This is a genomic window from Streptomyces sp. NPDC050549 (genome assembly GCF_040655035.1).
Taxonomy (GTDB): Bacteria; Actinomycetota; Actinomycetes; order Streptomycetales; family Streptomycetaceae; genus Streptomyces.
Map to the genome: position 1 here is coordinate 148,313 of NZ_JBFAJD010000007.1, position 21,573 is coordinate 169,885.

A 21,573-nucleotide genomic window follows, 5' to 3' on the forward strand; every position below is an offset into this window, starting at 1 on the left:
TATGACTTACATCCCTCTTACCAAATGACCAGTGCGTACGACGTATGCCGTATGCCGAACCAAGTGGGACAGACACCACTCCCAAAGGTCCGGGGATGGACCCAGGGGGAGTAGGGGGAGATGTGCGAAGGACAGTGCACCGCCACCTGGGCAAAGTGGTGGCGGGTACGGCCATAGCGGTGGCCGGGACCGCCGTGATGGTCGCCGTCACCCTGCCGGGCACGGCGGGGGCCGACGAGTCGGGGGGCACCGGCAAGGCCGCCGGATCCGCCCAGCAGGCGGCGGACGGAGTGGGCGCGGCACCCGGTGTCGTGCAACAGGCCCCGGCCGAGGGCGAGAAGGGCAAGGGCCGCGACCCGCTCACCGAGGACGAGACCAAACGCGTCGAGCGGCTCGCGGTGAACCAGCAGTTCCTCAACTCCAGTGAGAACGTGGACGGCAAGCGCGGACCGCAGCGTCTCGACGTCGAACTCGCAGACCCGAACCCCGACGAGCTGGACAACCCGAACGCGCCGCGCCGCGCGGACGTGACGTTCTACGACTACAAGGACGACACGGTCGTCACCAAGACCGTCAACCTGGACACCGGCAAGGTCGAGCAGACCGGCACCCAGCACGGAGTGCAGCCGCCGGCGAGCCACGCCGAGGACGTCGAGGCGGCCCAGCTGCTGCTCGCGGACCCGCTCGGCGCGGGCCTGAAGGCCGACTACAAGGACGCCACCGGCAACCAACTCACCTCACCGGACCAGCTGTTGGTGACCGCCATGATCTACAAGGCCACTCCGGGACGGCAGTCAGGCGTCCTCGACAAGTGCGGTGAGCACCGCTGCGTGCGGCTGTTCCCGAAGGTCAAGAACGGGCCGTGGATCGACGCCCGCGACTTCGTCATCGACCTGAGCGCCCGCAAGGTCGGCAAGCTCACCGGCTGAGCCGATCGCGCCGTCCGCACCGACCCACGCGGATCGCGCCCTCCTTCGTTCACTGTCCCAACTTGCTTCTCCTGTAAGGGAGTCACTTCTTCATGCGCGTCAACAGAATCAGCCGTGCCCGCAGGCGGGGGGCCGTGGCCCTCACGGTGGCCGCCCTGGCCGCCGGCGCCACCGCGGGCGCGGGCCCGGCCGTCGCCCAGCCGAAGGCAGCCCCGAGCGCCGCCGCCCCCGGCTGCAGCGCCGCCTACACCATCGAGCAGAAGCTCTCCACCGGCACCACCTGGCGGATGTGCTGGCACTACGAGCGCGAGGCCGGCCTCGTCCTGGAGAACATCTCCTACCAGCCGCCCGGCGAGGCCGCCCCCATCAAGGTGCTCGCCGACGCGAAGCTCGCCCAGATCCATGTGCCGTACGACGACGGCAAGAACGAGTACAGCGACCTCACCCAGTACGGCTTCGGCACCGGCCTGATGAACATGCAGCCCGGCGAGTGTCCCGGCGGCACCATCAAGACCGTCAAGGTCCCCGACGCGATCGACCCGGACCACCCGAACGTCAAGGGCCTCTGCACGACGACCCGTTCGCGCGGCCACGCCTTCCGCATGCAGGGCGACAGCGCCAACAAGGTCTTCCAGACCCAGGGCAAGGACTTCCTCGTCTACACGGTCAACCAGGTCGGCTGGTACGAGTACATCACCGAGTGGCGCTTCCAGGACGACGGCACCATCAACATGAACGTCGGTGCCACCGGCAGCCTTTCGCCCTACGACTACGACGCGGGCGACGGCCGCGGCTGGCCGCTCGGCAAGGGCGCCACGGCGTACGCGACGAGCCACCAGCACGACGTCTTCTGGAAGTTGGACTTCGCGCTCGACGGCTCCTCCAAGGGCCGCGTCGAGCAGTACGACTCCGTGGTCACCCCGCGTGGCGCCAACACGCCCACCAACAAGACCACTTTGACCAAGGTCACCAAGGAACTCGCGGGCGACGCGAAGAACATGCGCTGGTGGCGCATCGTCAGCGCGACCGGCAAGAACAAGGACAACCACGCCCGGTCCTACGAGATAGTCCCCGGCCCCACCACCAAGTACCCGGGCCGCAGCTTCACCCAGCACGACGTGTACTTCACCCAGTACAACAAGTGCGAGCAGTTCGCCAGCGACAACCTGCCCAACTGCGGTGCGGGGCACCCGAAGCAGGTCGACAAGTGGGTCAACGGCCAGACCCTCACCCAGCCCGTGGTCTGGGTGAACGTCGGCTTCCACCACATCGCCCGCGACGAGGACCAGCAGCCGATGCCGGTCCACTGGCAGGGATTCTCGATCGCCCCGCGTGACGTCACCGCTATGAATCCGCTCACTCCGCCCGCCCTCGCCGACCAGAACGGCAATGTGAACGGCGGAAGTTGAGAAACGACCCTGTCCATCCGGCTGCACCGCCGACCGGTCCCGGAGTACCCTTCCTTGATCGTTGAGACTGGGGAGAGCTCGGGGGAGCGGAAGGCGGTGCACGGGTGGGCTCGGGAGGGCTGGAGTTGCCCCCTGGTGACGAGAGTCACGAGGGGAACTCCGCAGAAGTCCCGCCCGGCGCGGTGTCCCTGGCACGTCCGATGGACGCGGCTGGTTCCATTGGGCCGGAGTTGGACTGGGACGCCGACGCCTGGCGCGAGGTGCGTACGCGCGCCCAGCGAGCCGGCCGCGCCTACATCTGGCTGAACCTGGTCGAACAGCGGCTGCGCGCCGTCGTGGCCGCCGTCCTGCGTCCCATCTACGAACCCGTCCACGGCGACGAATGGGTCGTCGCCGCGGCCGGTCCGGCCGGCCAGGAGTGGGTGCAGCGCGCGGTCGCCGTCCGCGAAGTCAGCCGCCGCAAGGGCTACTTGCTCGACCCGGCCGACGACAACGTCCTCAGCTTCCTGACCCTGCCGCAGCTGCGCGAGCTGATGGTGCAGCACTGGCCGTGCTTCGAGCCGTACTTCGACGAGCGCCGGGACGTCGAACTCGCCCTGGACGAACTGGAAGTGACCCGCAACGTCGTCTCCCGCAACCGCGCCCTGTCCGAGGCCGTCCTCAATCAGGCCGAGCGGGCCTCCGCGAAGCTTCTGGAGACCCTCGGCGCCGGCAGCGACGTGCCCTCGGCGCGCAGGCTGCCCGTCGACGCGGTCGAGGAGCTGATCGGCGACCGGTTCGCCGACGTGGTCGCCGTCCACCCCGACCGGGTGCGGCTGATGCGCCAGTTCCCGGCCGAGGACATCTTCGGCGGAGCCCGCCGCGTCGACGCCATCGGCATCGGCCTCAACCTCCTCGTGCAGAACTTCTCCGGCCGACGGCTGGTCCGCCTCGCCGAGTCGGGCTGCCGGGTACGGCTGCTGTTCCTCAACCCGGCCTCCAGCGCGGTGAAGCGGCGCGAGCGTGAACTCGGCATAAAGCGGGGCGAGTTGAGCCGCGCCGTCGAGATGAACATCCTGCACATGCGGCGGGTGCGGTCCCGGCTGCGTGACCCGGGCGCCTTCGAGATCCAGGTCTTCGACGAGACACCGCGCTTCACGGCGTACCTCGTCGACGGCGACGGCTCGGACGGCATAGCCGTCGTGCAGTCCTATCTGCGCCGCAGCCGCGGAATGGAGGCGCCGGTGCTGGTGCTGCGCAACGGAAGCCGACTCGTGAAGTCGGACGAAATGGACGACAGCGGTCTTTTCCCTACCTATCGCGATGAGTTCGAGCAGATGTGGGCGGATTCGCGACCGGTGTCCTGACCTGTCCGGGGCCGGTCCGGCGCCAAGCGGAACGCGGTCCTCGGATTGTCAGTGGCTCATGCGATCGTGGAGACCACTGGGGGAAAGCACCACCGAGAAGGGGGGCCGTCATGGCCTGGCACCAGGAGCTGCTCATCGGCTTCGACCTGGAGACGACCGGCACGGAGCCGCGCGAGGCGCGCATCGTCACCGGCGCGGTCATAGAGGTCAGGGGCGGACGGCCGGCGGGCCGTCGGGAGTGGCTGGCGGATCCCGGTGTGGAGATCCCGGCCGACGCCGTCGCCGTGCACGGCATCACGAACGAACGGGCCACCGCCGAGGGCCGTCCCGCCGACGAGGTCGCCGACGCGATCGCGGACGTCCTCGTGACCTACTGGAAGACGGGCGTCCCCGTCGTCGCCTACAACGCGGCCTTCGACCTCACCCTGCTCTCCGCCGAGCTGCGCCGGCACGGACTCCCGTCCCTGCGCGACCGCCTGGGCGGCATCGACCCCGCCCCGGTCATCGACCCGTACACGATCGACCGCTCCGTCGACCGTTACCGCCGCGGCAAACGCAACCTCGAAGCGGTCTGCCAGGAGTACGGCGTGGTCCTCGACACAGCCCACGACGCCTCGGCCGACGCCCTCGCCGCCGCGCGGCTGGCCGGTGCGATAGCCGACCGCCACCCCAAGGTCGCGGCCCTCGGCCCGGCCGAACTGCACCGCCGCCAGATCGAGTGGTACGCGGAATGGGCTGCCGACTTCCAGAGCTTCCTGCGCCGCAAGGGCGACCAGGACGCGGTGGTCGACGGCACCTGGCCGCTGCGCGAGCTTGAGGACGAGACGGTCTGAACCCGGGCGGATTCAGCAGGGGTGTCGGTTCAGAACGGATACCACCGCACCGTCTCGTCCCCGTCCCGCAAGGACCTGACCCGGCGCTCGAACTCGGCCAGCGCCTCGGGATTGCTCGGCGCATGCTGCGCAACCCACGCACAACTGGCCGTCTCCCGGGCGCCGCGCAGCACCCCGCAGCCGTCCCACTCGCGCACGTCCCAGCCGTAGGCCTCGGTGAACGCGTCGTACGCGCGCGCCGGGAGGGCATAGCGGTCGCGGGACAGAGCCATCACCACCAGGTCGTGCTCACGCAGGTCGGCGGAGAAGGTCTCCAGGTCGACCAGGACCGGCCCGTCCGGACCGACGTGCACATTGCGCGGCAGCGCGTCGCCGTGGATCGGCCCCGGCGGCAGGTGCGGCGTGAGCGCGGCTGCCGCCGTCGCGAAGCCGTCGCGGCGCTCACGCAGATAGGCCGCGTCCGCCGGATCGATCGCGTCGCCCGCGAGCCGCAGCCAGCGCTCCACACCGCCCAGCAGCTCGCGGGGCGGGAGTTCGAAGGAGGGGGAGGGGAGGGCGTGGACGAGGCGTAGCAGTTCGGCCAAATCCCGGGGCTCGGCGGGGCGTACGGAATCGGCCAGTCGGTGCCACACGGTCACCGGGTGTCCCTCGACGAGGCGCGGCTTGGGGTCGGCGGCCCGCACCGCCGGCACGCCCGTCTCGGCCAGCCACACCGCGACGTCCAGCTCGCGCCGGGCGCGGTCGAGGAGTTCGGCTTCGCGGCCCACCTTGACGACCAGGTCACCGGCGGCGAACACCGCGTTCTCGCCGAGGGTGAGGAGCCGCGCGTCCCGCGCCGGGCCGGGCAGTACGTCCGCCGCGGCCAGTACGTCCCGGGCCCGTGCCTCGTCCATCGTCCGCCTCCGTGTGGTTCCTGTGCGTGTGCGTACGGCGTCGGGTTCCCGCCATCCGACGGCCAGTGTCGCATTCGCACAGGTGGGACGGCATGCGAGGTGCCTTGACGAGGCACACGGCCTTCACGACCATGACGGGGCCCGACCGGGTCGCGCAAAGGGGCTGATTCCATGACATCGGTGACGGGGGTATCGGTCCCGGAGGCGCGGAGGCCGCCGGGCCGGGACCGCCAAGGGTGCGGCTCCGACCACGCGGCCTGGTTCCTGGTGTTACCCGCGCTGATCCCGATCCTCGTGCTCAGCGTCGGTCCCCTCCTCTACGGCGTCCTGCTGGCCTTCACCGACTCCCAGTCGGGCCGGACCGCGCCCACGCAGTGGATCGGCGGCCTCAACTTCCGGGATCTGCTGCACGACACGCTGTTCTGGGAGTCGTTCCGGATCGGACTGGTGTGGGCGGTCGGGGTCACCGTGCCGCAGTTCCTGCTCGCCCTGGGCCTCGCCCTGCTGCTCAACCAGGACCTGCGGCTGAGATGGCTCGCCAGGGCGCTGGCGATCGTCCCGTGGGCGATGCCCGAGGTCGTTGTCGGCATCATGTGGCGCATCGTCTACAACCCGGACGCCGGCATCCTCAACGAGACCCTGCGCGACCTCGGCCTCGGGAACGGCCGGGACTGGCTCAGCAGTCTGTCGACCGCGCTGCCTGCCGTGATCGTCGTCGGCGTCTGGGCGGGCATGCCCCAGACGACGGTCGCCCTGCTCGCCGGACTGCAGAACACCCCGCGCGAACTGCACGAGGCGGCGGCGGTCGACGGCGCCGGAGCCTGGCGCCGATTCCGCACGGTCACCTGGCCCGCCCTCAGACCGGTGGCGCTGTCGATCACGGCGCTCAACCTCATCTGGAACTTCAACTCCTTCGCCCTGGTCTACGTCCTGACCAGCGGCGGACCCGGCGGCCGCACCCGGCTGCCCATGCTCTTCGCCTACGAAGAGGCCTTCCGCTACGGCCAGTTCGGCTACGCGGCGGCGATGGGATGCGTGATGGTCGCGGTGATCGCGGTGCTCCTGGCCGTCTTCCTCGTAGGCCGGCTTCGGGGAGGGGACGACTCATGAGGACCAGCAGCACCACAGGCATGAGGACCAGTACCGGAGCCCGCGCCGGACAGTACGTCGCCCTGCTCGCGTATCTCGTCTTCCTCGCCTTCCCCTTCGTCTGGCTGATCTCCACCGCCTTCAAGTCCCCGCGCGAGCTGGGCAGTCTGCACCCCACCTGGATCCCCCGGCACCCCACCCTCGCCAACTTCCGCCAGGCCTTCGACGAACAGCCGCTGCTGCACGCCGCGTTGAACTCCCTGCTCGCCGCGGTCGGCGCCGCACTGATCGCGGTGGTGATCGCGACCCCGATGGCCTGGGTCATGGCCCGGCGCCGTACTGCACTCGCGCGGGCCGCGACCGGGTGGGTGGTGGTCAGCCAGGCCTTCCCGTTCGTGCTGGTGATCATTCCGCTGTTCCTGGCGCTGAAGAACCTGCGGCTGATCGACTCCCTGGCCGGCCTGGTGCTGGTCTACGTGGTGTGGTCGCTGCCGTTCGCGCTGTGGATGCTCGTCGGCTATGTACGGGCGGTACCGGCCGAGTTGGAGGAGGCGGCGGCGGTCGACGGGGCCGGGAAGCTCCGCACCCTCGTGTCGGTGACGGCACCGCTGCTCGCGCCGGGGATCGTGGCGACGGCACTGTTCGCGTTCGTCACCGCGTGGAACGAGTTCTTCTTCGCGCTGGTTCTGCTCAAGACCCCGGAGCACCAGACCCTGCCGGTCGTCCTCACCCACTTCATCGGCGCGGAGGGTGTCGCCGACCTCGGCCCGCTGGCCGCCGCCGCGTTCCTCGCGACCCTCCCTTCCCTGCTCGTCTTCGCCCTGATCCAACGCCGGATCACGGGCGGCATGCTCACCGGGGCGGTGAAGAGCTGATGCGCTCCCGCTGGATCCTCGCCCTCGTCGTGGGCCTGCTGCTCGCCGGCTGCACGAGCGGCGGCGGAAACAACTCCGCGAACGGCAGGATCACCCTCCGGTTCCAGTCCCTCGCCTGGCAGGAGGAGTCCGTCACCGCCAACAAGGAGTTGGTGAAGGAGTGGAACGCGACCCATCCGGACGTCAAGGTCGAGTACGTACAGGGCAGTTGGGACAGCGTCCACGACCAGCTGCTCACCTCCTTCGAGGGCGGTGAGGCGCCGGACATCATCCACGACGCCTCGGACGACCTCGCGGACTTCGCCTACGGCGGCTACCTCGCCGACCTCGGGAACCTGCTGCCGACCCGGCTCAAGTCCGGTATTCCGCAGCGCAGTTGGGAGACGGTGACCTTCGGGGACGGGATCTACGGCGTGCCGTTCCTCCAGGAGCCGAGGGTGATCATCGCCAACGCGACCTGGCTGAAGACGGCGGGCGTACGCATCCCGACCCCCGAACACCCCTGGACCTGGCCGGAGTTCAGGGCCGTCACCCGCCGACTGAGCGGTGACGGCAAGTACGGCGTGGCCTGGCCGCTCAAGGAACCGGTGTCCGCCACGCTCAACCTGTCCCTCTCGGCGGGCGGCGAACTGTTCCACCGGGGTGCGGACGGCAAGGTGACCGTGCGCTTCGACGCGGCCGACCAGGTCGTGCCGCGCACCATCCACGCCCAGGCGGACGTGGACCACAGCGCCTCGCCCACGACGCTCGGCAGCGGCGGCTCGGACACCCTGCCCGGGTTCTTCGGCGGCAAGTACGCGATGGTCCCGCTCGGCTTCTCCTACCGCCAGCAGATCGTGCAGCAGGCGCCGAAAGGCTTCGACTGGCAGGTGCTGCCCGCTCCGGCCGGCGCCGACGGACTCACCCAGGGCGTCAGCCCGCAGACCCTGTCCATCGCCCAGGACAGCCCCCACAAGAGGGAGGCCGCCGAGTTCATCGACTTCCTGCTCCAGCCCAAGAACATGGTCCGCCTGGCCCTCGGCGACTGGATGCTCCCCACCGGCACCGAGGCCCTCAAGGACCCGGCTCTGCACACCACGAAGGACGACTGGGCCACCGGTGCGGCGCTCGCCGACGACCTCGTCTCGGCGCCCGCACAGTCGGTACGCGGCTACCCGGAATGGAAGGACAAGGTGGCCACCCCGGCCTTCCAGGAGTACTACAGCGGCGCGATCGGTTTGGCCGAGCTGCGCCAACGGCTGGTGAGGGACGGCAACTTGGTGCTGGCGAGATACCAACGATGAGGTGACGCCTTCAGGGGCGCGGGGAACTGCGAGACAAGCCACAGCGCACCCGCCCCCGCCGTCCAACCGCACCACCCTCCCCGGACGGCGCACCTCACCGCGAAAATCCCGTTGCCCCGCTCCACCCGTCCCGCCTAGCGTGCCCTACATGTCAGCCGCCAACGCGATCACGAACTCCGGTCTCGGCCGGAGCTGCACGTATGCGATCCGCATGCGCCGCGGCCCCGGTGCCCTGACCGGCCCGGGCGTCCACGCCCGCTGACACCTCCGCCGACCCGACTCGACGCTCGTCCGGTGCGCGGTCGGTTCTCCCTGCTCTTCCGGTCGGGGCCTTCGTCTGCCCGTATGCCCTTCACGGAAGACAAGGACCGCAGGCCATGGCCCGCCCCACTCACGTTTCCCGCGCGCTCTCGCAGAACTTCCTCGCCGACCGCGCCACCGCAGAGTTCGTCGCCCGCCTCGCCGTCCCGCGCGGCCGGCAGATCCCCCTCCTTCTCGAAGTGGGCGCGGGAAAAGGCGCGTTGACCGCGAAGCTCGCGCCCCACTGCCGCGAACTCCACGCCCACGAGATCGACCCCCGACTCGTACCGAAGCTCCGCACCCGCTTCGCCGCAACACCCCAAGTGCACGTCATCGCCGGTGACTTCATGAACACCAGGCCCCCACGCACCCCGTTCTCCGTCGCCGGGAACGTGCCCTTCTCCCGCACCGCCGACATCGTCGACTGGTGCCTGCGCGCCCCCACCCTCACCGACGCCACCCTCCTCACCCAGCTGGAGTACGCCCGCAAACGCACCGGGGACTACGGGAGTTGGACCCTGCTGACGGTCCGCAGCTGGCCGCGCTTCGAATGGCGGCTGGTCGGGCGGGTCGACCGGAGGAGGTTCAGTCCGGTGCCGCGCGTCGACGCCGGGATCGTACGGATCGAGCGGCGCCGGACCCCGCTGCTCGAACCCGTCGACCTGCGCGGCTGGCGGCACCTGGTCGAGCTGGGCTTCTCGGGGGTGGGCGGTTCGCTGCACGCCTCGCTGCGCCGGGCACACCCCAGGCGCCACGTGGACGCCGCGTTCCGCGCGGCACACCTCGGCCCGCACGTCCTCGTCGGCGAGGTGTCCCCGGACCACTGGCTAAGGCTGCACAAGGAGTTGATGTCGTAGCGCCACCGCGCTCCGTATGATGCCGGGGTTCTGGCACAGGTGCGACTCATGGCCTGGCCAGGGCCTCCGGGCTCGGGCCGGGCCATGTACCGCCAGGAGAGAGCAGTGGATCGGATCAAACGGATGTTCTTCGCGGTCGACCGCGCCTTCGGCGGGCATCTGCCCCCGTCCGAAGCCCGCAAGCGTGCCGTTCGGCATCCGCTGCGCTTCGGCCTCGTCGGTGCCGTGTTCTTCGGCGGGGTGGCCGCGTTGGCCATCGGGCGGATCGATCTCCCGACCGTCCTGTACTCGCTGGCCATGGGCGCGCTCGTCAGCCTTGGCGTCGTCGGTGAGCGCAAGCGGATGATCCACTACGGCTTTCTGCCCCGGCCGGACCGGGCCGCCCCATCGCCACCCACGAGTTGACCGACCAGGGGAGCTGACCGGAAGTGCAGGACAAGATCATCGATCTGATGGACGAGCACCGGCGAAGGAACGGGTTCCTGACGCTCGCCGGGATGGCCGTCCTCGCCGAGACGAACACCGTCTTCGATCCGTTCTCGACGCTGATCGCCGACGATGCCGTGATCGGTGAGGGCAACATCTTCTTCCCGGGTGTCGTGGTGCAGTGCGACGGCGGGACGTGCTCCATCGGCAGCGGCAACACCCTCCACTCGTCGACGCTGGTGATCGCCGCGAACGATGGGCGGATCGAGATCGGGAACGAATGCTCTCTCGGCCCCGGCGGTGTGCAGATCAAGGCCGATCAGCCCGGCTCCGTGGTGTCGGTCGGCAACCGTGCCCGGCTGCTCAACGGCGCCGAGATCGTCGGAGCCGGCGTCATCGGTGACGGTGCCCAGGTCCTCGGGGCCATCTCGGCACGGAGCGTTCGGCTGGCCGGAGGCGACGACTTCACCGGCACCGATCCCGACCGCCGCGGCGCCGTCCTCAAGGGGGCGGGCCTGGCCCGCGGGATCAGGCTGGAGGCCGGTGAGGTGGTGAACGGCCTCGGCGACTTCGCCGCGGCGAGCGTCGAGCGCCAGCTCGCCTACCACCCGCGGAGCGAGTGACGGGCAGGACGCCGGCCCACCGGGTCTGGTCGGGCCAGATCCGGTGGGCCGGCGTCCCTTTGCTCTGCGCTGATACCGACAATCCCTCAGTCCAGCGGAGTTACACCCGCACCGGCTCGCCCTCGCCCGCCACCGTGGACGCGACCGGTTCCGGAGACTCGTCGTGGGTCAGGTCGGGGAGGCGGTCGAGCCACTTCGGGAAGTACCAGTTGCGTTCGCCCAACAGGGCCATCACCGCGGGGAGCAGGACGCCCCGGATGACCGTCGCGTCGATGAGGACCGCCGCCGCGAGGCCGACGCCCATCTGCTTCATGGACTGCATGGACAGTGTGCCGAAGATCGCGAAGACGGCGACCATGATGATCGCGGCGCTGGTGACGACACCGGCCGTGGTGACCACGCCGTGCTGGATCGCGTCCCGGGTCGTACGGCCGCGCAGCCGGGCCTCACGGATGCGGGAGACGACGAACACGTGGTAGTCCATCGACAGGCCGAACAGGATCACGAAGAGGAACAGCGGCAGCCAGGTGACGATGGCGCCGACGCCCTCCGCGCCCACCAGCGAGGCGCCCCAGCCGTGCTGGAACACGGCCACGAGGATGCCGTAAGCCGCCCCCACCGAAAGGAGGTTGAGGGCGATCGAGGTGATCGCGACCGTCAGTGAGCGGAACGACAGGAGCATCAGCAGGAAGGCGAAGACCACGACGAACGCGAAGACCGGTACGACCGATCCGAGGAGCTGGTCGTTGAAGTCGTGCGAACCGGCGACCTGTCCGGTGATCGGCGCCCGGACCCCGTCGACCTTGCCGAGGGTGGCGGGCCGTACCTCGTCGCGCAGTTTCTCCAGGCTCTTCGCGGCCTTGTCCTGGTCGGAGCCGCCGACGAGCGGGACGTAGACGAAGGCGACGTTCTGCGCGTCGTGCAGCTTGATGTCGACCGGGCCGAGTGAGGCGCCCGAACTGACCGCCTCCGCCTTGAAGTCGGCCAACGCCTGCTTTACCTCGGGTGCGTTGATGTCCTTGGCCTTGACGACCACCTCGGCCGGTTCGGAGCCGCCGGGGAAGGCGTCGTTGACCCGGTTGTAAGTCCCCACGATCGGGAGGGAGTTGCCGAACTCCTGGTCCAGGGTGAGGTTTTCGGTCTTCATGCCGAGCGCGGGAGCGGCGATCGCCAGCAGCGCGCCGGCCGCGACGAGGACGGAGACGAGCGGCTTGGCGAGCACGCCCTTGAGGACGGCGGTCCAGAACCGGCTCTCGCCGTTGCCCCGGCGGCCGCGCCGGCGCAGGAACGGGATGCGGCCCTTCTCGACCCGCTCGCCCAACAGGGAGAGCAGCGCGGGCAGTACGGTCACCGAGCCGACCATGGCGACCGCGACGACCATCAGCGAGGCCAGGCCCATCGCCTCGAACTCGGCGAGTCCGGTGAACAGCATGCCCGCCATCGCCACGCACACCGTGACACCGGAGACGATGATGGCGCGGCCACTGGTCGCGGCGGCGATCCGCAGCGCGGCCCCGGCGTCCCGGCCGGCCTCGCGCTCCTCGCGTTCGCGGCGCAGATAGAACAGGCAGTAGTCGACGCCGACGGCCAGACCGACAAGGAGCATCACCGAGTTGGCGGTGTCGCTCATCGGCTGTACGTGGCTGACGATGCCCATCAGACCCATCGTCGCGATGATCGCGGTGAGGGCCAGCGCCACCGGCAGCAGCGCCGCGACCAGCGCGCCGAAGGCGATCAGCAGAATGCCCAGGGCCACGGGCACGGCGGAGTACTCGGCCTTCTTGAAGTCGTCGCCGAACGCGTCCTTGTACTGCTTCGCCATGCTGGCGCCGCCGATCTCCTCGATCCGCAGCGAGCCATGGTCCTTCTGCACCCCGGCGACGGCGTTCAGCACCGGCTCCACCCGGTCGCCCGCGGTGTCCGAGTCGCCCCGCATGTCGAACTGGACGAGCGCGCTCCGGCCGTCCTTCGAGATCGTCTTCGTGTCGTACGGCGAGGTGACGTCCGTGACCTTGCCGGTGCCGTTCACCGCCGTCACGACCGCGGTGACCGCGGAGCGGAACTCGGCGTCCGTGGACTTGAGCGACCCGTCCTTCGACTGGATCAGGACGGTCTCACCGGCCGGTTCCTTGATCCCCGCGTCGTCGATGATCGTGGCGGCGGTGTGCGTCTCGCCCTTGAGCTGGTCGCTCTCGTTGACGTCGACGCGGCCCGCCGCCGAACCGATTCCCATCGCCAGCACCACGAACAGCACCCAGATGCCGACCGCGGCCCACCGGTGCCGGGCGCTCCAGCCGCCGGCCCGGGCGGCGAGGCCCCGTACCCGCGAATCTCCGTTCCCCATGACGGGCTTGCCCCCTTGTGCACGGTGACAGCCCCCTGCCGCCACCTCATGGTTCGAAGGTATGCGCGGAATAAGAACGTCCCCTCGTGCTGACCGGTGAAGTACCAAGGGCCCGACTCCTCCGCACGGACCCCGGGCCCTCACCACTGGGGAGGACGGCGGCCCCCTACATCTATCCGGGCGGCTCGGGGGTGGTGATCAGGGTGTCCGATGCGTCGGCAGGGTCCGCTTTGTTATTAAGAAAGCTTGTTGAACAAGTCACAGGTGTCTGTAGGTGTGCCCGTAGGTGTTGATCCGGAGCCACCTCATCCGCCAGAGTTTCCGCGCACCCACGCACCACGGAAAGCGGTCGTCGTGCCCACCCCCACGGGGCACGAAGGCCGCTTTATGGTGTGCGGATGACGACGTATGCGGCGCTGCTGCGCGGGATCAACGTGGGCGGCAACAAGAAGCTCCCGATGGCCGAGCTGCGCGCTCTCCTCGAAGGCCTCGGACACGGCGACGTCCGCACCTACCTCCAGAGCGGCCAGGCCGTCTTCACGAGCGGTCACGGGGACGAGGAGTCCCACGCGGCGGAACTCGCCCGGGCCATCGAGGAGCGGTTCGGCTTCACCGTCGACGTAGTCGTCCGGGACCACGCCTACCTGAAGGCCGTCGCCGACAACTGCCCCTTCCCGGCCGCCGAGTTGGAGGCCAAACAGCTCCACGTCACATACTGCTCGGAGCCGGTCACGGAGGACCGCTACGCGCAGCTCGACCGATCCGCCTTCCTCCCCGAGGAGTTCCGCCTCGGCGACCGCGCGCTGTATCTCTACGTCCCCGAGGGCCTCGGCCGCTCCAGACTCGCCGTCGAACTGGCCCGGCCCCGACTCAACAAGGGCTTGGTCGCCACCACCCGCAACTGGAACACCGTGGTCAAACTGGTGGAGCTGACCGGCAGTTGAGACCGTCGAGAGGCCTCGTGGAGGGAGAGATCCATCCTGTGCGAGGCTCGTCCCCATGCGCTACATCATCATCGGAGCAGGGGCGGTCGGCGGAGCCGTCGGCGGCCGGCTGGCCGGGGCGGGAAGCGAGGTCGTACTCGTCGCGCGCGGTGCGCAACGGGCCGCACTGGCCGAGCACGGGCTGCGGCTCAAGGTGCCGGACGGCGAGTCGACCTACCGGCTGCCGGTTGTCCAAGAGCCGGCGGAACTGGGCGAGTTGAGGCCCGACGACGTACTACTGCTCGCCGTCAAGACCCAGGACAGCGAGGCCGCGCTCGCGGCCTGGGGACCCGCGCCGGTCGCCGGCGGCGGTACGGCCGCCGAGCGGCTGCCCGTAGTCTGCGCGCAGAACGGGGTGGAGAGCCAGCGGCTGGCACTGCGCCGCTTCCGGCAGGTGTACGGCGTCTGCGTCTGGCTGCCCGCGACCTTCGTCGAACCGGGCGTGGTCGCCGCCGAGGGCGCTCCCCTCACCGGCATCCTGCACCTCGGCCGCTATCCGCACGGCACGGACGAGACCGCCCGGCTGATCGCCGCCGACCTGGAGAAGTCGCGGTTCGAGGCGCCGGTCGTGCCCGATGTGACGCGCTGGCAGTACTCCAAGCTGCTCGGCAACCTCGCCAACGCGATCGAGGCGGTCTCCGGCCCGCTCGGCAGCGAGGAGAGCTTCGCGTTCTACGGGCGGGTGCGGGCCGAGGGCGCGGCCGTGCTCGATGCCGCCGGTGTCGCGTACGCGAGCTCCGAGGAGGAGAAGGAGGCGCGCGGCGACAAGATCCAGCTCGTGGAGATCGAGGGCGCACCGCGCGGCGGCGGCTCGTCCTGGCAGTCGCTGAACCGGGGCACCGGCACCATCGAGGCCGACTACCTCAACGGCGAGATCGCGCTGCTGGGGCGGCTGCACGGTGTGCCCACACCGCTCAACGACCTGCTGCAACGGCTGGCCAACGGCTTCGCGCGCGAGCGCAGGGCGGCCGGTTCGCTGCCGTTCGACGAGCTGGTCCGTCTCGCCGACGAGGCTGTCGCGTTTGTTCAAGAGTCCTGACGGAGCGCTGCCTAGCGTGGGGTGCATGAGCAACGACGACCTGCACCCGGACCGGACGAACCACTACGACCTGCACCCGTACATGATCGAATGCGCCGCCGAGGCGGCCCGTGTCGCGCGCGGTGTCGGTGCGGCACAGCTCGACGACCCCACGCACTGCCCCGACTGGGACGTGCGCGCGATGGTCAACCACTGGGTTCTCTACACCTCGCACGGCCTGGAGCACCGCGCCCTGCGCAAGCAGCTCTCCGAGGAACTCACCGCCCGCGACTTCACCGCCGACCCGGACTGGGCAAGGGCCTATGCCGCCCAGCTGGACCGGGCCGTCGCCGCCTGGGCCGACCCGGCGGTGTGGGAGGGCGAGGTCGACCTCGGCATGGCGAAGATGCCGGCCGGTGAACTCGCCGCGATGATCATCAAGGAGCTGGCCGTGCACGGCTGGGACGTCGCCACCGCCACCGGCCAGGAGTACCGCGTCTCGGACGGCGCCGCCCGCCTCGTCCTCGGCGTGGTCGAGAAGCACGGCGCGCTCTACCGCCAGTACGACGGCTTCGCCGACCCGGTGCCGGTACCGGACGACGCCCCGGTGTTCGAGCGGGCCCTGGCGTCCAGCGGACGGGACCCCCGGCAGACGGCCGTGCGCAAAGTGGACCACTGACATATCGCCTGATTGGGTCGAGCGCTCGGCCCAATTAGTGGTTAGCGTTCTCCGTATGAGCACTGACACCGCTGTCCGCGTCGACTTCTACTTCGACCCCGCGTGCCCCTTCGCCTGGATCACCTCCCGCTGGCTGCTGGAGGTCGAGCGTGCGCGCCCGCTCGACCTCCGCTTCCACGCCATGAGCCTCTACCTCCACAACATCGGCAACGAACTACCCGACTGGTACCGGGAGTTGGTCGACAAGTCGATCGGCCCGGTACGCGTCGCCGTGGCCGCCGCCGAACAGCACGGCGACAAGGTCCTGCGCGACCTGTACACGGCCTTCGGTGTCCGCATCCACGAGCGGCGGCACGACGACTTCGACGCCGTGATCGCCGAATCCCTCGCCGAACTCGGCCTCCCCGCCGCACTCGCCGACGCCGCCCACGATCCGTCCTACGACGACGCCGTGCGCCGCAGTCATGAGGCGGGCGTCGAGGAGGAGTCGGGCGGGTATGTGGGGACGCCGACCCTGCACGTCGACGGGACGGTGTGGTTCGGCCCGGTGCTGCGGGCCATTCCGCGCGGCGTGAAGGCGGCCGAACTCTTCGACAGCTTCCGGGTGTTGGCCACACACCCCGACCTCTTCGAGCTGAAGCGGACCCGCACGGGCGGCCTCTCCTTCGACTGAGCGTCCCGAACGTGGACCAGTTGCCGTCACGGAGTGACAAGAACGCCGGAAGAAACGCAGTACAGAGAGCGGACGGGCCGTCCGGGTCCGGCATCACAGGGGAGTGCCGGAACCGGACGGCTCCCGTGTACCGTTCGGACGCCACCTCACCCAACCCCGGGACAAACCAGGCTTGTTGTCCCTAGGGTGAAGTGCGCGAATTCGGACGGAAGGGCAGGTGACAGTGGCGGGCAGGGTCCTACCGTCGTTGCCGCGGTACCGCAAGGACGGGGTGACACGACGGCTGTGCGCGTCGGTCCATCTCGACGAGGCGTTCGCCCGGGAGGTCGACGAGGAACTCACCGGGGACCGGTTCAACGCCCTGGGCCTCACGCTCGGCATCAACCTGGTCGCGCTCGCCCGGCACGCCCGCGCCGCCCTGCTGCGCCGCGCGGCCCTCGACCGCCAACTCGCCTGGCTCAGCGCAGCGTTGGGCGCCTCCCTGCTGGTGGCGGTCTGGGGACTCGCGAGCGGGCTCGGTTCCGTCGCCCTGGTGGGCGTCTACGGCCCGCTCATCGCCCTCGGCGCCTCGTGGTGGCTGGTCCACCGCGCGGAGGCCCAGGCCCGTGAGGCGGCGCAGGAGGTTTTCCGCAACCCCGACAAGGTGGAGAAGCTGGCCCCACCGGTGGACGCGGCGGTGGAGGCCTGGCTGCAGGAGCACTCGAACAAGCGGGCCAACGTGCTGCCGTACGCCGACGCGGCGGCTCTCACCAACCCGTTCGTCGGCAGCGGCAGGAAGATCAAGGAAGTCGTCTGGCAGCCGATCGACGTCAGCAAGCCGGCCGACGCTCCGCAGGGCGGCAAGCTCACCATCCGCCCCTTCGACGCCGTCGAGCTCCACACCTATGTGGCCAAGGAGATGGAGGCCCTCTCCGGGCTCGACGGACTGCGGACCAAGAACCGGCTCTACGTCCTCGGCAGCAACGCCCACATGCTTCCCGAACTGCTGCCCGACCGCACCGCACGCCCCCTGCCGAAGATCCCCAGTCAACTGGTGCAGGCCGGCGTGCAGACCCCGGGGGCGGGCATGCGGACCCATCTGTGCCTGGAGCGGGTCGGTGACGGCGGGCGGATCATCGTCTCCATGTACCTGCGGGCGATCCTCAGCGGGCCCAGCCTCACCTGGGAGGTCGCCGCCTACGCGATTCCACCGCTGGGCGGGCGGTTCTACCTGGTGGACCACCTGCCCGTGACCCCTTCCAAGCGCTGGTGGAGCCTCTTCCGATACGCCAACTCGCGTACCTGGCCCGAACTCAGGGGCGCCGTCGGGCGGTTGCGGGCGCTGCGCAGAGCGCGGCGGAGCCGCGAGAAGTTCATGGCGGAGCGACGGAGGGAGATCCTGGACCACCACATCGTCCTCGACGTCGGCGCGACCGACAGCCTGCGCGAACGGATCGGGGACTGGGGCGAGGCGGGCTACGCCGAGCGCATCGACTCCCAGGACTTCCTCTTCAGGCTTCAGGGCGGTGTGCTCGTCGCCACAGAGAAGTTCCTCAAGGACCACAACGTCGACACGAGTTCCTTCGACAAGGCACAGGCCAACATCAGCACGCAGACCTACAACATCTCCGGGGACATCCACAACAGCGCCGTGGGCAACCAGGGCCACGTCACCAACAACGGGCCGCAGGGCCAAGGGCCTTCGGGGCAGAGCGGGGCGCCACAGCCCTGAACACGGACGGGGAGCGGGACATGAGCACGTTCAACTTCAACGGCGGAAACATCACCAACAGTCACATCGGCGATCACGGTCACGTGGTGAACAACGGAACGGACTCCGCGACCGTCCTGCGCCTCGCCGAACAACTCGTCGACCGGATGCGCGGCGAGTACCCCACCCTGGTCCCTCAAGCGCAGGTCATCCAGGGCGAGTTGGTCCGGGCAGGCGAGGAGGGCCGGGCCGTCAACCGGGGCCGTGTCCGGGCCGCGCTGGAGACCATCACCATCGGCGTCGGGGCCGGCACCGGCGGGCTCGCCCTCATCGAGCAACTGAAGCACGCGCTCGGCCTGTGAAGCGGCGGGGGCGCCCCGTCCCGACAGGGCGCCCCCGCCGCTTCACTTGGCCCTGACCACCGCCCGTGCCCCGCCCCCGAGGTCCAGTTCGAGCCCCGAGCGCAGGGGGACCGTCTGGCCGGGCTCGATCTGCTGTGAGCCGCCGTCGGAGCGCGTTCCCGTCCAGGTCAGCTGCGAGCGGTTGGCGATGCCGAACCGGCCCGGCTTCGAGGGGTGTTCGACCAGTTCCGCGACCAGGCTCGCGTCCGAGCAGTCGTGCCGGGTCGGCTCCGCCCGGAGGTGGTGGGCCTGCACCCGGGCCGCCCGGCGCAGCCGGATGTGGTGCTCGGCGCGCGGCGGGGGAGTGGTCACCACCAGCCTCGGCGGGAGGACGAGTTGACTCCCGCAGCCCCAGCAGGCACGGGCCGGCGGGTTCTCGCCCGGCTCCGTCATGTTCTCCCGCCCGCAGGCGGCGCACTCCACGACCGAGTCCAGAACGGCCCGCAGCGCGTCCCGCCACTCCGACTCGCGGACCCGGGCCGCCGGATCGCGCAGCCCGACCGTGAACCCGCGCCGGAACAGGTCCTGGAGCTTCCCGGCCGCCGCGTCCCAGGTGGCCAGCACTGTCGCGTGCTCCATCGGATCCGGCGCGTTGGAGTCGTCGGCCGGGTCGAAGACGAACAGCGGACTCCTGCCGTACAACTTGCGCTCCGCCGCCTCGTCGAGGCAGTGGATGCCCAACTCCCTTTTGCCCTTCAGCGGGTGATGGTTCATCAGGAACATGAACAGCAGGACCGCGAGGGAGTGCAGGTCGGACTGGGTGCCGGGGCGGGCGCCCGGCTCGGCGCGCACCAGCTCCGGAGCCATGAACTCCATCGTGCCCGAGATACCGCTGACGTCGCCCTCGACCACCGCGTTGTCGTTGTCGCAGACCAGTACGTCACCGGTGGCCGGGTCGAAGAAGATGTTGCCCCAGGAGATGTCCCGGTAGGCGATACCCCGTGAGTGCAGCGCCTGGTAGGCCTCCACCGTGTACAGGCACGCCGTCAGCAACGCCCTGGGTGAGGTGCGCAGTTGGCGCCGGAACAGCGCGGGCAGCCCCTTGAAGTGGTCGGGGCGCAGGCCCATCAGATACCCGAACGAGCCCCGGTACTCGGGCACATACGCCTCCGGCCACAGGAACCGGTCGTCGTCGAAGTCGCGCTCCACCAACTCCCGTACGATCGCGTCCTGTTCCGGTGTCGCGCAGGTCGGGTAGTACCACTTCAGGGCCATGTCCCCGGCCGGAGTCTTGGCCCGGTACACCTCGCCCTGGCCGCCGGCGCCCAGCATGTCGACGATCTGGATCTCCTCGCCGTTCTGCGCGGTCAGCCGGGTACCGCTGTCGAGCATGCCGCTCATCTATGTCTCCGTCTTCGGTTCCGTGTCCATGGGCGGGGCCACCGGCACCGTCGGCGCGCGCCGCAGCGCCGCCGCCAGCGTGGTGTCGTCGCCCGAGTACTGCGAGGCCTGCCGCAGCCACTCCGGGAGCACGGCACGCACCCCCTCGCTGCCCTCCGCCGTCAGCCGGCCGTCCAGGCCCGCCACGAACTGCCGGTAGCCGTCGGCCGAGGCGAAGCTCTTCGACAGCCCGTCCGTCGACAGCACCACCAGGCGCGGGGTGCGGGCCTCGTCGAACACCGGCGCCCAGTGCATCCGCACCGCGCTCCAGGCCTCCTTGCCGCACATCGACTCCGTCTCGTCGCCGAGATCCTCCTCGGCGGGGGCCAGCGGCCGGCTCAGAGTGCCGTCGTGCCCGACCACCGCGAGATCCCCGTCGCCGATCTGCCAGGCCACGAACAGCCACGGTGTCAGGACGGCGCCGATCAGTGTGGTGCCGTACAGCAGCAGCTTCTCGCTCTGCCGCGGTTCCGGCGTGCCGGTGTCGGCGACCGGGCGGTGCCGGGCCCAGTGGCCGAGGGCCTCCTCCCGCCAGTCCTGCACGAGGGCGCGTGGGAAGTCGTCGCGGGCGTAGGTCATCAGCCGGGTCAGGCGGCCCCGTTCATGGCAGTCGCGGGCCGCGCGGGCGAACAGTTCGGCCCGGCCCAGGAAGCGGTCCACGGCGAAGCGCGCGCCGATCTCGCTGCGGGCGTGGGCGGCCGAGCCGTGGCCGTCGGCGACCGCCAGCAGCAGCGGGTCCTCGCCGGAGCCGGTGCCCTCGCACGCGTACCAGTCCTGGTTGAGTTTCTTGCCGACGCCCTGCACGCTCTCGGCCAGCGTCTCCCAGCGTCGCACTCCGAGCGTCACCACACGTCGTCGTCATCGTCGTCGTCGATGACCGGCGGCGCGTAGGGCTGCTTGGTGAGGGTCAGCCCCGAGGAGCCGCCCGCGACCGGCTGCGAGGCCGCCTTCACCGCCGCCGTCGACGCCCAACGGATCGCCGCCGCCAGCTGTTTGGGACTGTTGGCGTCCAGCGGCTGCATCTCCGGGTTGCCCAGGAACTCCTGCAGCACACTGCGGTCCGCGTCACCGCCGATCGCGATCGCGACCCGTACCGCCTTGCGGCCCCACGGTGTCGCGTCGATCGCCTTCAGGCCCGCCCGCCAGTCGTCGGTGGGCACCCCGTCCGACGCCAGCGCCAGCACCGGCTTCAGCGCGCGCTGCGGCATCGGCGGGCTCTGCAGCTCGCGCGAGACCAGATGCAGGGCTTCGCCGAGGTTGGTCATGCCGTCCACCTCGACGTCCTGCCAGGTGAAGTCGTCGACCGGGACCGGGGTCTGATGGTGCCAGCGGGCGGTGGTGGAGAACGTGACGGTCCGCAGCAGCAGTTGGGCCGCCGGGTTGTCGTGCGCCACCGACCGCATCTCCGGAATCGCTTCTCTGATCGCGTAGTTGAGCTGGCCGATCTTCTCGCCCTGCATCGAGTACGAGCAGTCGAGCAGCCAGATGAAGTGGACCGGCCGGTTCGCCATCGGCCCGCCGGGAATGTCGCTCACTCCGTGT

At 70.1% G+C, this 21,573-nt stretch carries 21 protein-coding genes; 16 read left to right on the forward strand and 5 right to left on the reverse strand.

Translation table 11 applies throughout. The features are described from left to right. The first annotated feature begins 122 nt into the window (after window positions 1-122). The 4 genes from AB0I51_RS13330 (at window position 123) to AB0I51_RS13345 (ending at window position 4,517) form a co-directional block, all read left to right on the forward strand. Window positions 123-929, forward strand: a complete 807-nt coding sequence (locus AB0I51_RS13330) for a Tat pathway signal sequence domain protein (protein WP_362974429.1) — start codon at window positions 123-125, stop codon at window positions 927-929. A gap of 92 nt (window positions 930-1,021) precedes the next feature. Then, complete coding sequence (locus AB0I51_RS13335) at window positions 1,022-2,338, forward strand: copper amine oxidase (protein WP_362974431.1); 1,317 nt, start codon at window positions 1,022-1,024, stop codon at window positions 2,336-2,338. 104 nt (window positions 2,339-2,442) lie between these two features. Beyond that, complete coding sequence (locus AB0I51_RS13340; RefSeq protein ID WP_317887981.1) at window positions 2,443-3,684, forward strand: SAV2148 family HEPN domain-containing protein; 1,242 nt, start codon at window positions 2,443-2,445, stop codon at window positions 3,682-3,684. A 110-nt stretch (window positions 3,685-3,794) separates the two neighbouring features. After that, a complete protein-coding gene (locus tag AB0I51_RS13345) occupies window positions 3,795-4,517 on the forward strand; it encodes a 3'-5' exonuclease (RefSeq protein WP_362974434.1) in 723 nt (240 codons plus the stop codon). Window positions 4,518-4,546: 29 nt separating this feature from the next. Here AB0I51_RS13345 and AB0I51_RS13350 read toward each other — a convergent pair whose 3' ends face one another. Further along, complete coding sequence (locus AB0I51_RS13350; RefSeq protein WP_362974436.1) at window positions 4,547-5,410, reverse strand: aminoglycoside phosphotransferase family protein; 864 nt, start codon at window positions 5,408-5,410, stop codon at window positions 4,547-4,549. Between the two features lie 171 nt (window positions 5,411-5,581). On the opposite strand from AB0I51_RS13350, the gene AB0I51_RS13355 reads away from it, so the two are divergent. The 6 genes from AB0I51_RS13355 to AB0I51_RS13380 all read left to right on the forward strand — a co-directional run bounded on the left by AB0I51_RS13355 (window position 5,582) and on the right by AB0I51_RS13380 (window position 10,863). Then, window positions 5,582-6,520 (forward strand): sugar ABC transporter permease, encoded by a 939-nt coding sequence (locus AB0I51_RS13355; protein ID WP_362974438.1) that lies wholly within the window; start codon window positions 5,582-5,584, stop codon window positions 6,518-6,520. Window positions 6,521-6,540: 20 nt separating this feature from the next. Beyond that, complete coding sequence (locus AB0I51_RS13360) at window positions 6,541-7,374, forward strand: carbohydrate ABC transporter permease (protein WP_362974440.1); 834 nt, start codon at window positions 6,541-6,543, stop codon at window positions 7,372-7,374. Further along, the gene (locus AB0I51_RS13365) at window positions 7,374-8,657 is read left to right on the forward strand and encodes a sugar ABC transporter substrate-binding protein (protein ID WP_362974442.1); all 1,284 of its coding nucleotides are present in this window, start codon (window positions 7,374-7,376) and stop codon (window positions 8,655-8,657) included. Before AB0I51_RS13360 ends, AB0I51_RS13365 begins: the two co-directional genes overlap by 1 nt. Before the next feature lie 377 nt (window positions 8,658-9,034). After that, on the forward strand, window positions 9,035-9,814 hold the full coding sequence (erm, locus tag AB0I51_RS13370; protein ID WP_362974444.1) for an ErmE/ErmH/ErmO/ErmR family 23S rRNA (adenine(2058)-N(6))-methyltransferase: 780 nt from the start codon (window positions 9,035-9,037) through the stop codon (window positions 9,812-9,814). Window positions 9,815-9,919: 105 nt separating this feature from the next. Then, window positions 9,920-10,219 carry a hypothetical protein gene (locus tag AB0I51_RS13375; protein ID WP_362974446.1) on the forward strand — a complete coding sequence of 100 codons (300 nt, stop codon included), beginning with the start codon at window positions 9,920-9,922 and terminating at the stop codon, window positions 10,217-10,219. A gap of 23 nt (window positions 10,220-10,242) precedes the next feature. Further along, window positions 10,243-10,863 carry a hypothetical protein gene (locus tag AB0I51_RS13380; RefSeq protein ID WP_362974448.1) on the forward strand — a complete coding sequence of 207 codons (621 nt, stop codon included), beginning with the start codon at window positions 10,243-10,245 and terminating at the stop codon, window positions 10,861-10,863. A 100-nt stretch (window positions 10,864-10,963) separates the two neighbouring features. On the opposite strand, the gene AB0I51_RS13385 is transcribed toward AB0I51_RS13380, so the two are convergent. Continuing rightward, window positions 10,964-13,207: an MMPL family transporter gene (locus tag AB0I51_RS13385; protein WP_362974450.1), complete on the reverse strand. Its 2,244-nt coding sequence runs from the start codon at window positions 13,205-13,207 to the stop codon at window positions 10,964-10,966. 398 nt (window positions 13,208-13,605) lie between these two features. On the opposite strand from AB0I51_RS13385, the gene AB0I51_RS13390 reads away from it, so the two are divergent. The 6 genes from AB0I51_RS13390 to AB0I51_RS13415 all read left to right on the forward strand — a co-directional run bounded on the left by AB0I51_RS13390 (window position 13,606) and on the right by AB0I51_RS13415 (window position 18,612). Beyond that, the gene (locus AB0I51_RS13390; protein ID WP_362974453.1) at window positions 13,606-14,151 is read left to right on the forward strand and encodes a DUF1697 domain-containing protein; all 546 of its coding nucleotides are present in this window, start codon (window positions 13,606-13,608) and stop codon (window positions 14,149-14,151) included. Window positions 14,152-14,206: 55 nt separating this feature from the next. Next, window positions 14,207-15,229, forward strand: a complete 1,023-nt coding sequence (locus AB0I51_RS13395) for a 2-dehydropantoate 2-reductase N-terminal domain-containing protein (protein WP_362974455.1) — start codon at window positions 14,207-14,209, stop codon at window positions 15,227-15,229. A gap of 25 nt (window positions 15,230-15,254) precedes the next feature. Further along, window positions 15,255-15,887: a TIGR03086 family metal-binding protein gene (locus AB0I51_RS13400; protein ID WP_362974457.1), complete on the forward strand. Its 633-nt coding sequence runs from the start codon at window positions 15,255-15,257 to the stop codon at window positions 15,885-15,887. Window positions 15,888-15,942: 55 nt separating this feature from the next. Then, a complete protein-coding gene (locus tag AB0I51_RS13405) occupies window positions 15,943-16,560 on the forward strand; it encodes a DsbA family protein (protein WP_362974458.1) in 618 nt (205 codons plus the stop codon). A gap of 271 nt (window positions 16,561-16,831) precedes the next feature. Then, window positions 16,832-18,271: a hypothetical protein gene (locus AB0I51_RS13410; protein ID WP_362974460.1), complete on the forward strand. Its 1,440-nt coding sequence runs from the start codon at window positions 16,832-16,834 to the stop codon at window positions 18,269-18,271. 20 nt (window positions 18,272-18,291) lie between these two features. Beyond that, window positions 18,292-18,612 carry a hypothetical protein gene (locus AB0I51_RS13415; RefSeq protein WP_362974462.1) on the forward strand — a complete coding sequence of 107 codons (321 nt, stop codon included), beginning with the start codon at window positions 18,292-18,294 and terminating at the stop codon, window positions 18,610-18,612. A 42-nt stretch (window positions 18,613-18,654) separates the two neighbouring features. Here the strand turns inward: AB0I51_RS13415 and AB0I51_RS13420 are convergent, their stop codons facing one another. From AB0I51_RS13420 to AB0I51_RS13430, 3 genes are read right to left on the reverse strand one after another with little or no spacing between them, the layout of a single operon-like run. Then, on the reverse strand, window positions 18,655-19,992 hold the full coding sequence (locus tag AB0I51_RS13420; protein ID WP_362974464.1) for a serine/threonine-protein kinase: 1,338 nt from the start codon (window positions 19,990-19,992) through the stop codon (window positions 18,655-18,657). Then, window positions 19,993-20,880 carry a PP2C family serine/threonine-protein phosphatase gene (locus tag AB0I51_RS13425; protein ID WP_362974466.1) on the reverse strand — a complete coding sequence of 296 codons (888 nt, stop codon included), beginning with the start codon at window positions 20,878-20,880 and terminating at the stop codon, window positions 19,993-19,995. Continuing rightward, window positions 20,874-21,542: a tellurium resistance protein gene (locus AB0I51_RS13430; RefSeq protein WP_362974684.1), complete on the reverse strand. Its 669-nt coding sequence runs from the start codon at window positions 21,540-21,542 to the stop codon at window positions 20,874-20,876. The genes AB0I51_RS13425 and AB0I51_RS13430 overlap by 7 nt, the downstream gene beginning before the upstream one ends. Window positions 21,543-21,573: the final 31 nt, after the last annotated feature.

Coding starts and splice junctions, on each gene's coding strand:
- AB0I51_RS13335 (WP_362974431.1), top strand. CDS start 1,022: ATGCGCGTCAACAGAATCAGCCGTGCCCGCAGGCGGGGGGCCGTGGCC.
- AB0I51_RS13345 (WP_362974434.1), top strand. CDS start 3,795: ATGGCCTGGCACCAGGAGCTGCTCATCGGCTTCGACCTGGAGACGACC.
- AB0I51_RS13350 (WP_362974436.1), bottom strand. CDS start 5,410: ATGGACGAGGCACGGGCCCGGGACGTACTGGCCGCGGCGGACGTACTG.
- AB0I51_RS13355 (WP_362974438.1), top strand. CDS start 5,582: ATGACATCGGTGACGGGGGTATCGGTCCCGGAGGCGCGGAGGCCGCCG.
- AB0I51_RS13360 (WP_362974440.1), top strand. CDS start 6,541: ATGAGGACCAGTACCGGAGCCCGCGCCGGACAGTACGTCGCCCTGCTC.
- AB0I51_RS13365 (WP_362974442.1), top strand. CDS start 7,374: ATGCGCTCCCGCTGGATCCTCGCCCTCGTCGTGGGCCTGCTGCTCGCC.
- erm (WP_362974444.1), top strand. CDS start 9,035: ATGGCCCGCCCCACTCACGTTTCCCGCGCGCTCTCGCAGAACTTCCTC.
- AB0I51_RS13385 (WP_362974450.1), bottom strand. CDS start 13,207: ATGGGGAACGGAGATTCGCGGGTACGGGGCCTCGCCGCCCGGGCCGGC.
- AB0I51_RS13390 (WP_362974453.1), top strand. CDS start 13,606: ATGACGACGTATGCGGCGCTGCTGCGCGGGATCAACGTGGGCGGCAAC.
- AB0I51_RS13395 (WP_362974455.1), top strand. CDS start 14,207: ATGCGCTACATCATCATCGGAGCAGGGGCGGTCGGCGGAGCCGTCGGC.
- AB0I51_RS13400 (WP_362974457.1), top strand. CDS start 15,255: ATGAGCAACGACGACCTGCACCCGGACCGGACGAACCACTACGACCTG.
- AB0I51_RS13405 (WP_362974458.1), top strand. CDS start 15,943: ATGAGCACTGACACCGCTGTCCGCGTCGACTTCTACTTCGACCCCGCG.
- AB0I51_RS13415 (WP_362974462.1), top strand. CDS start 18,292: ATGAGCACGTTCAACTTCAACGGCGGAAACATCACCAACAGTCACATC.
- AB0I51_RS13420 (WP_362974464.1), bottom strand. CDS start 19,992: ATGAGCGGCATGCTCGACAGCGGTACCCGGCTGACCGCGCAGAACGGC.
- AB0I51_RS13430 (WP_362974684.1), bottom strand. CDS start 21,542: ATGGCGAACCGGCCGGTCCACTTCATCTGGCTGCTCGACTGCTCGTAC.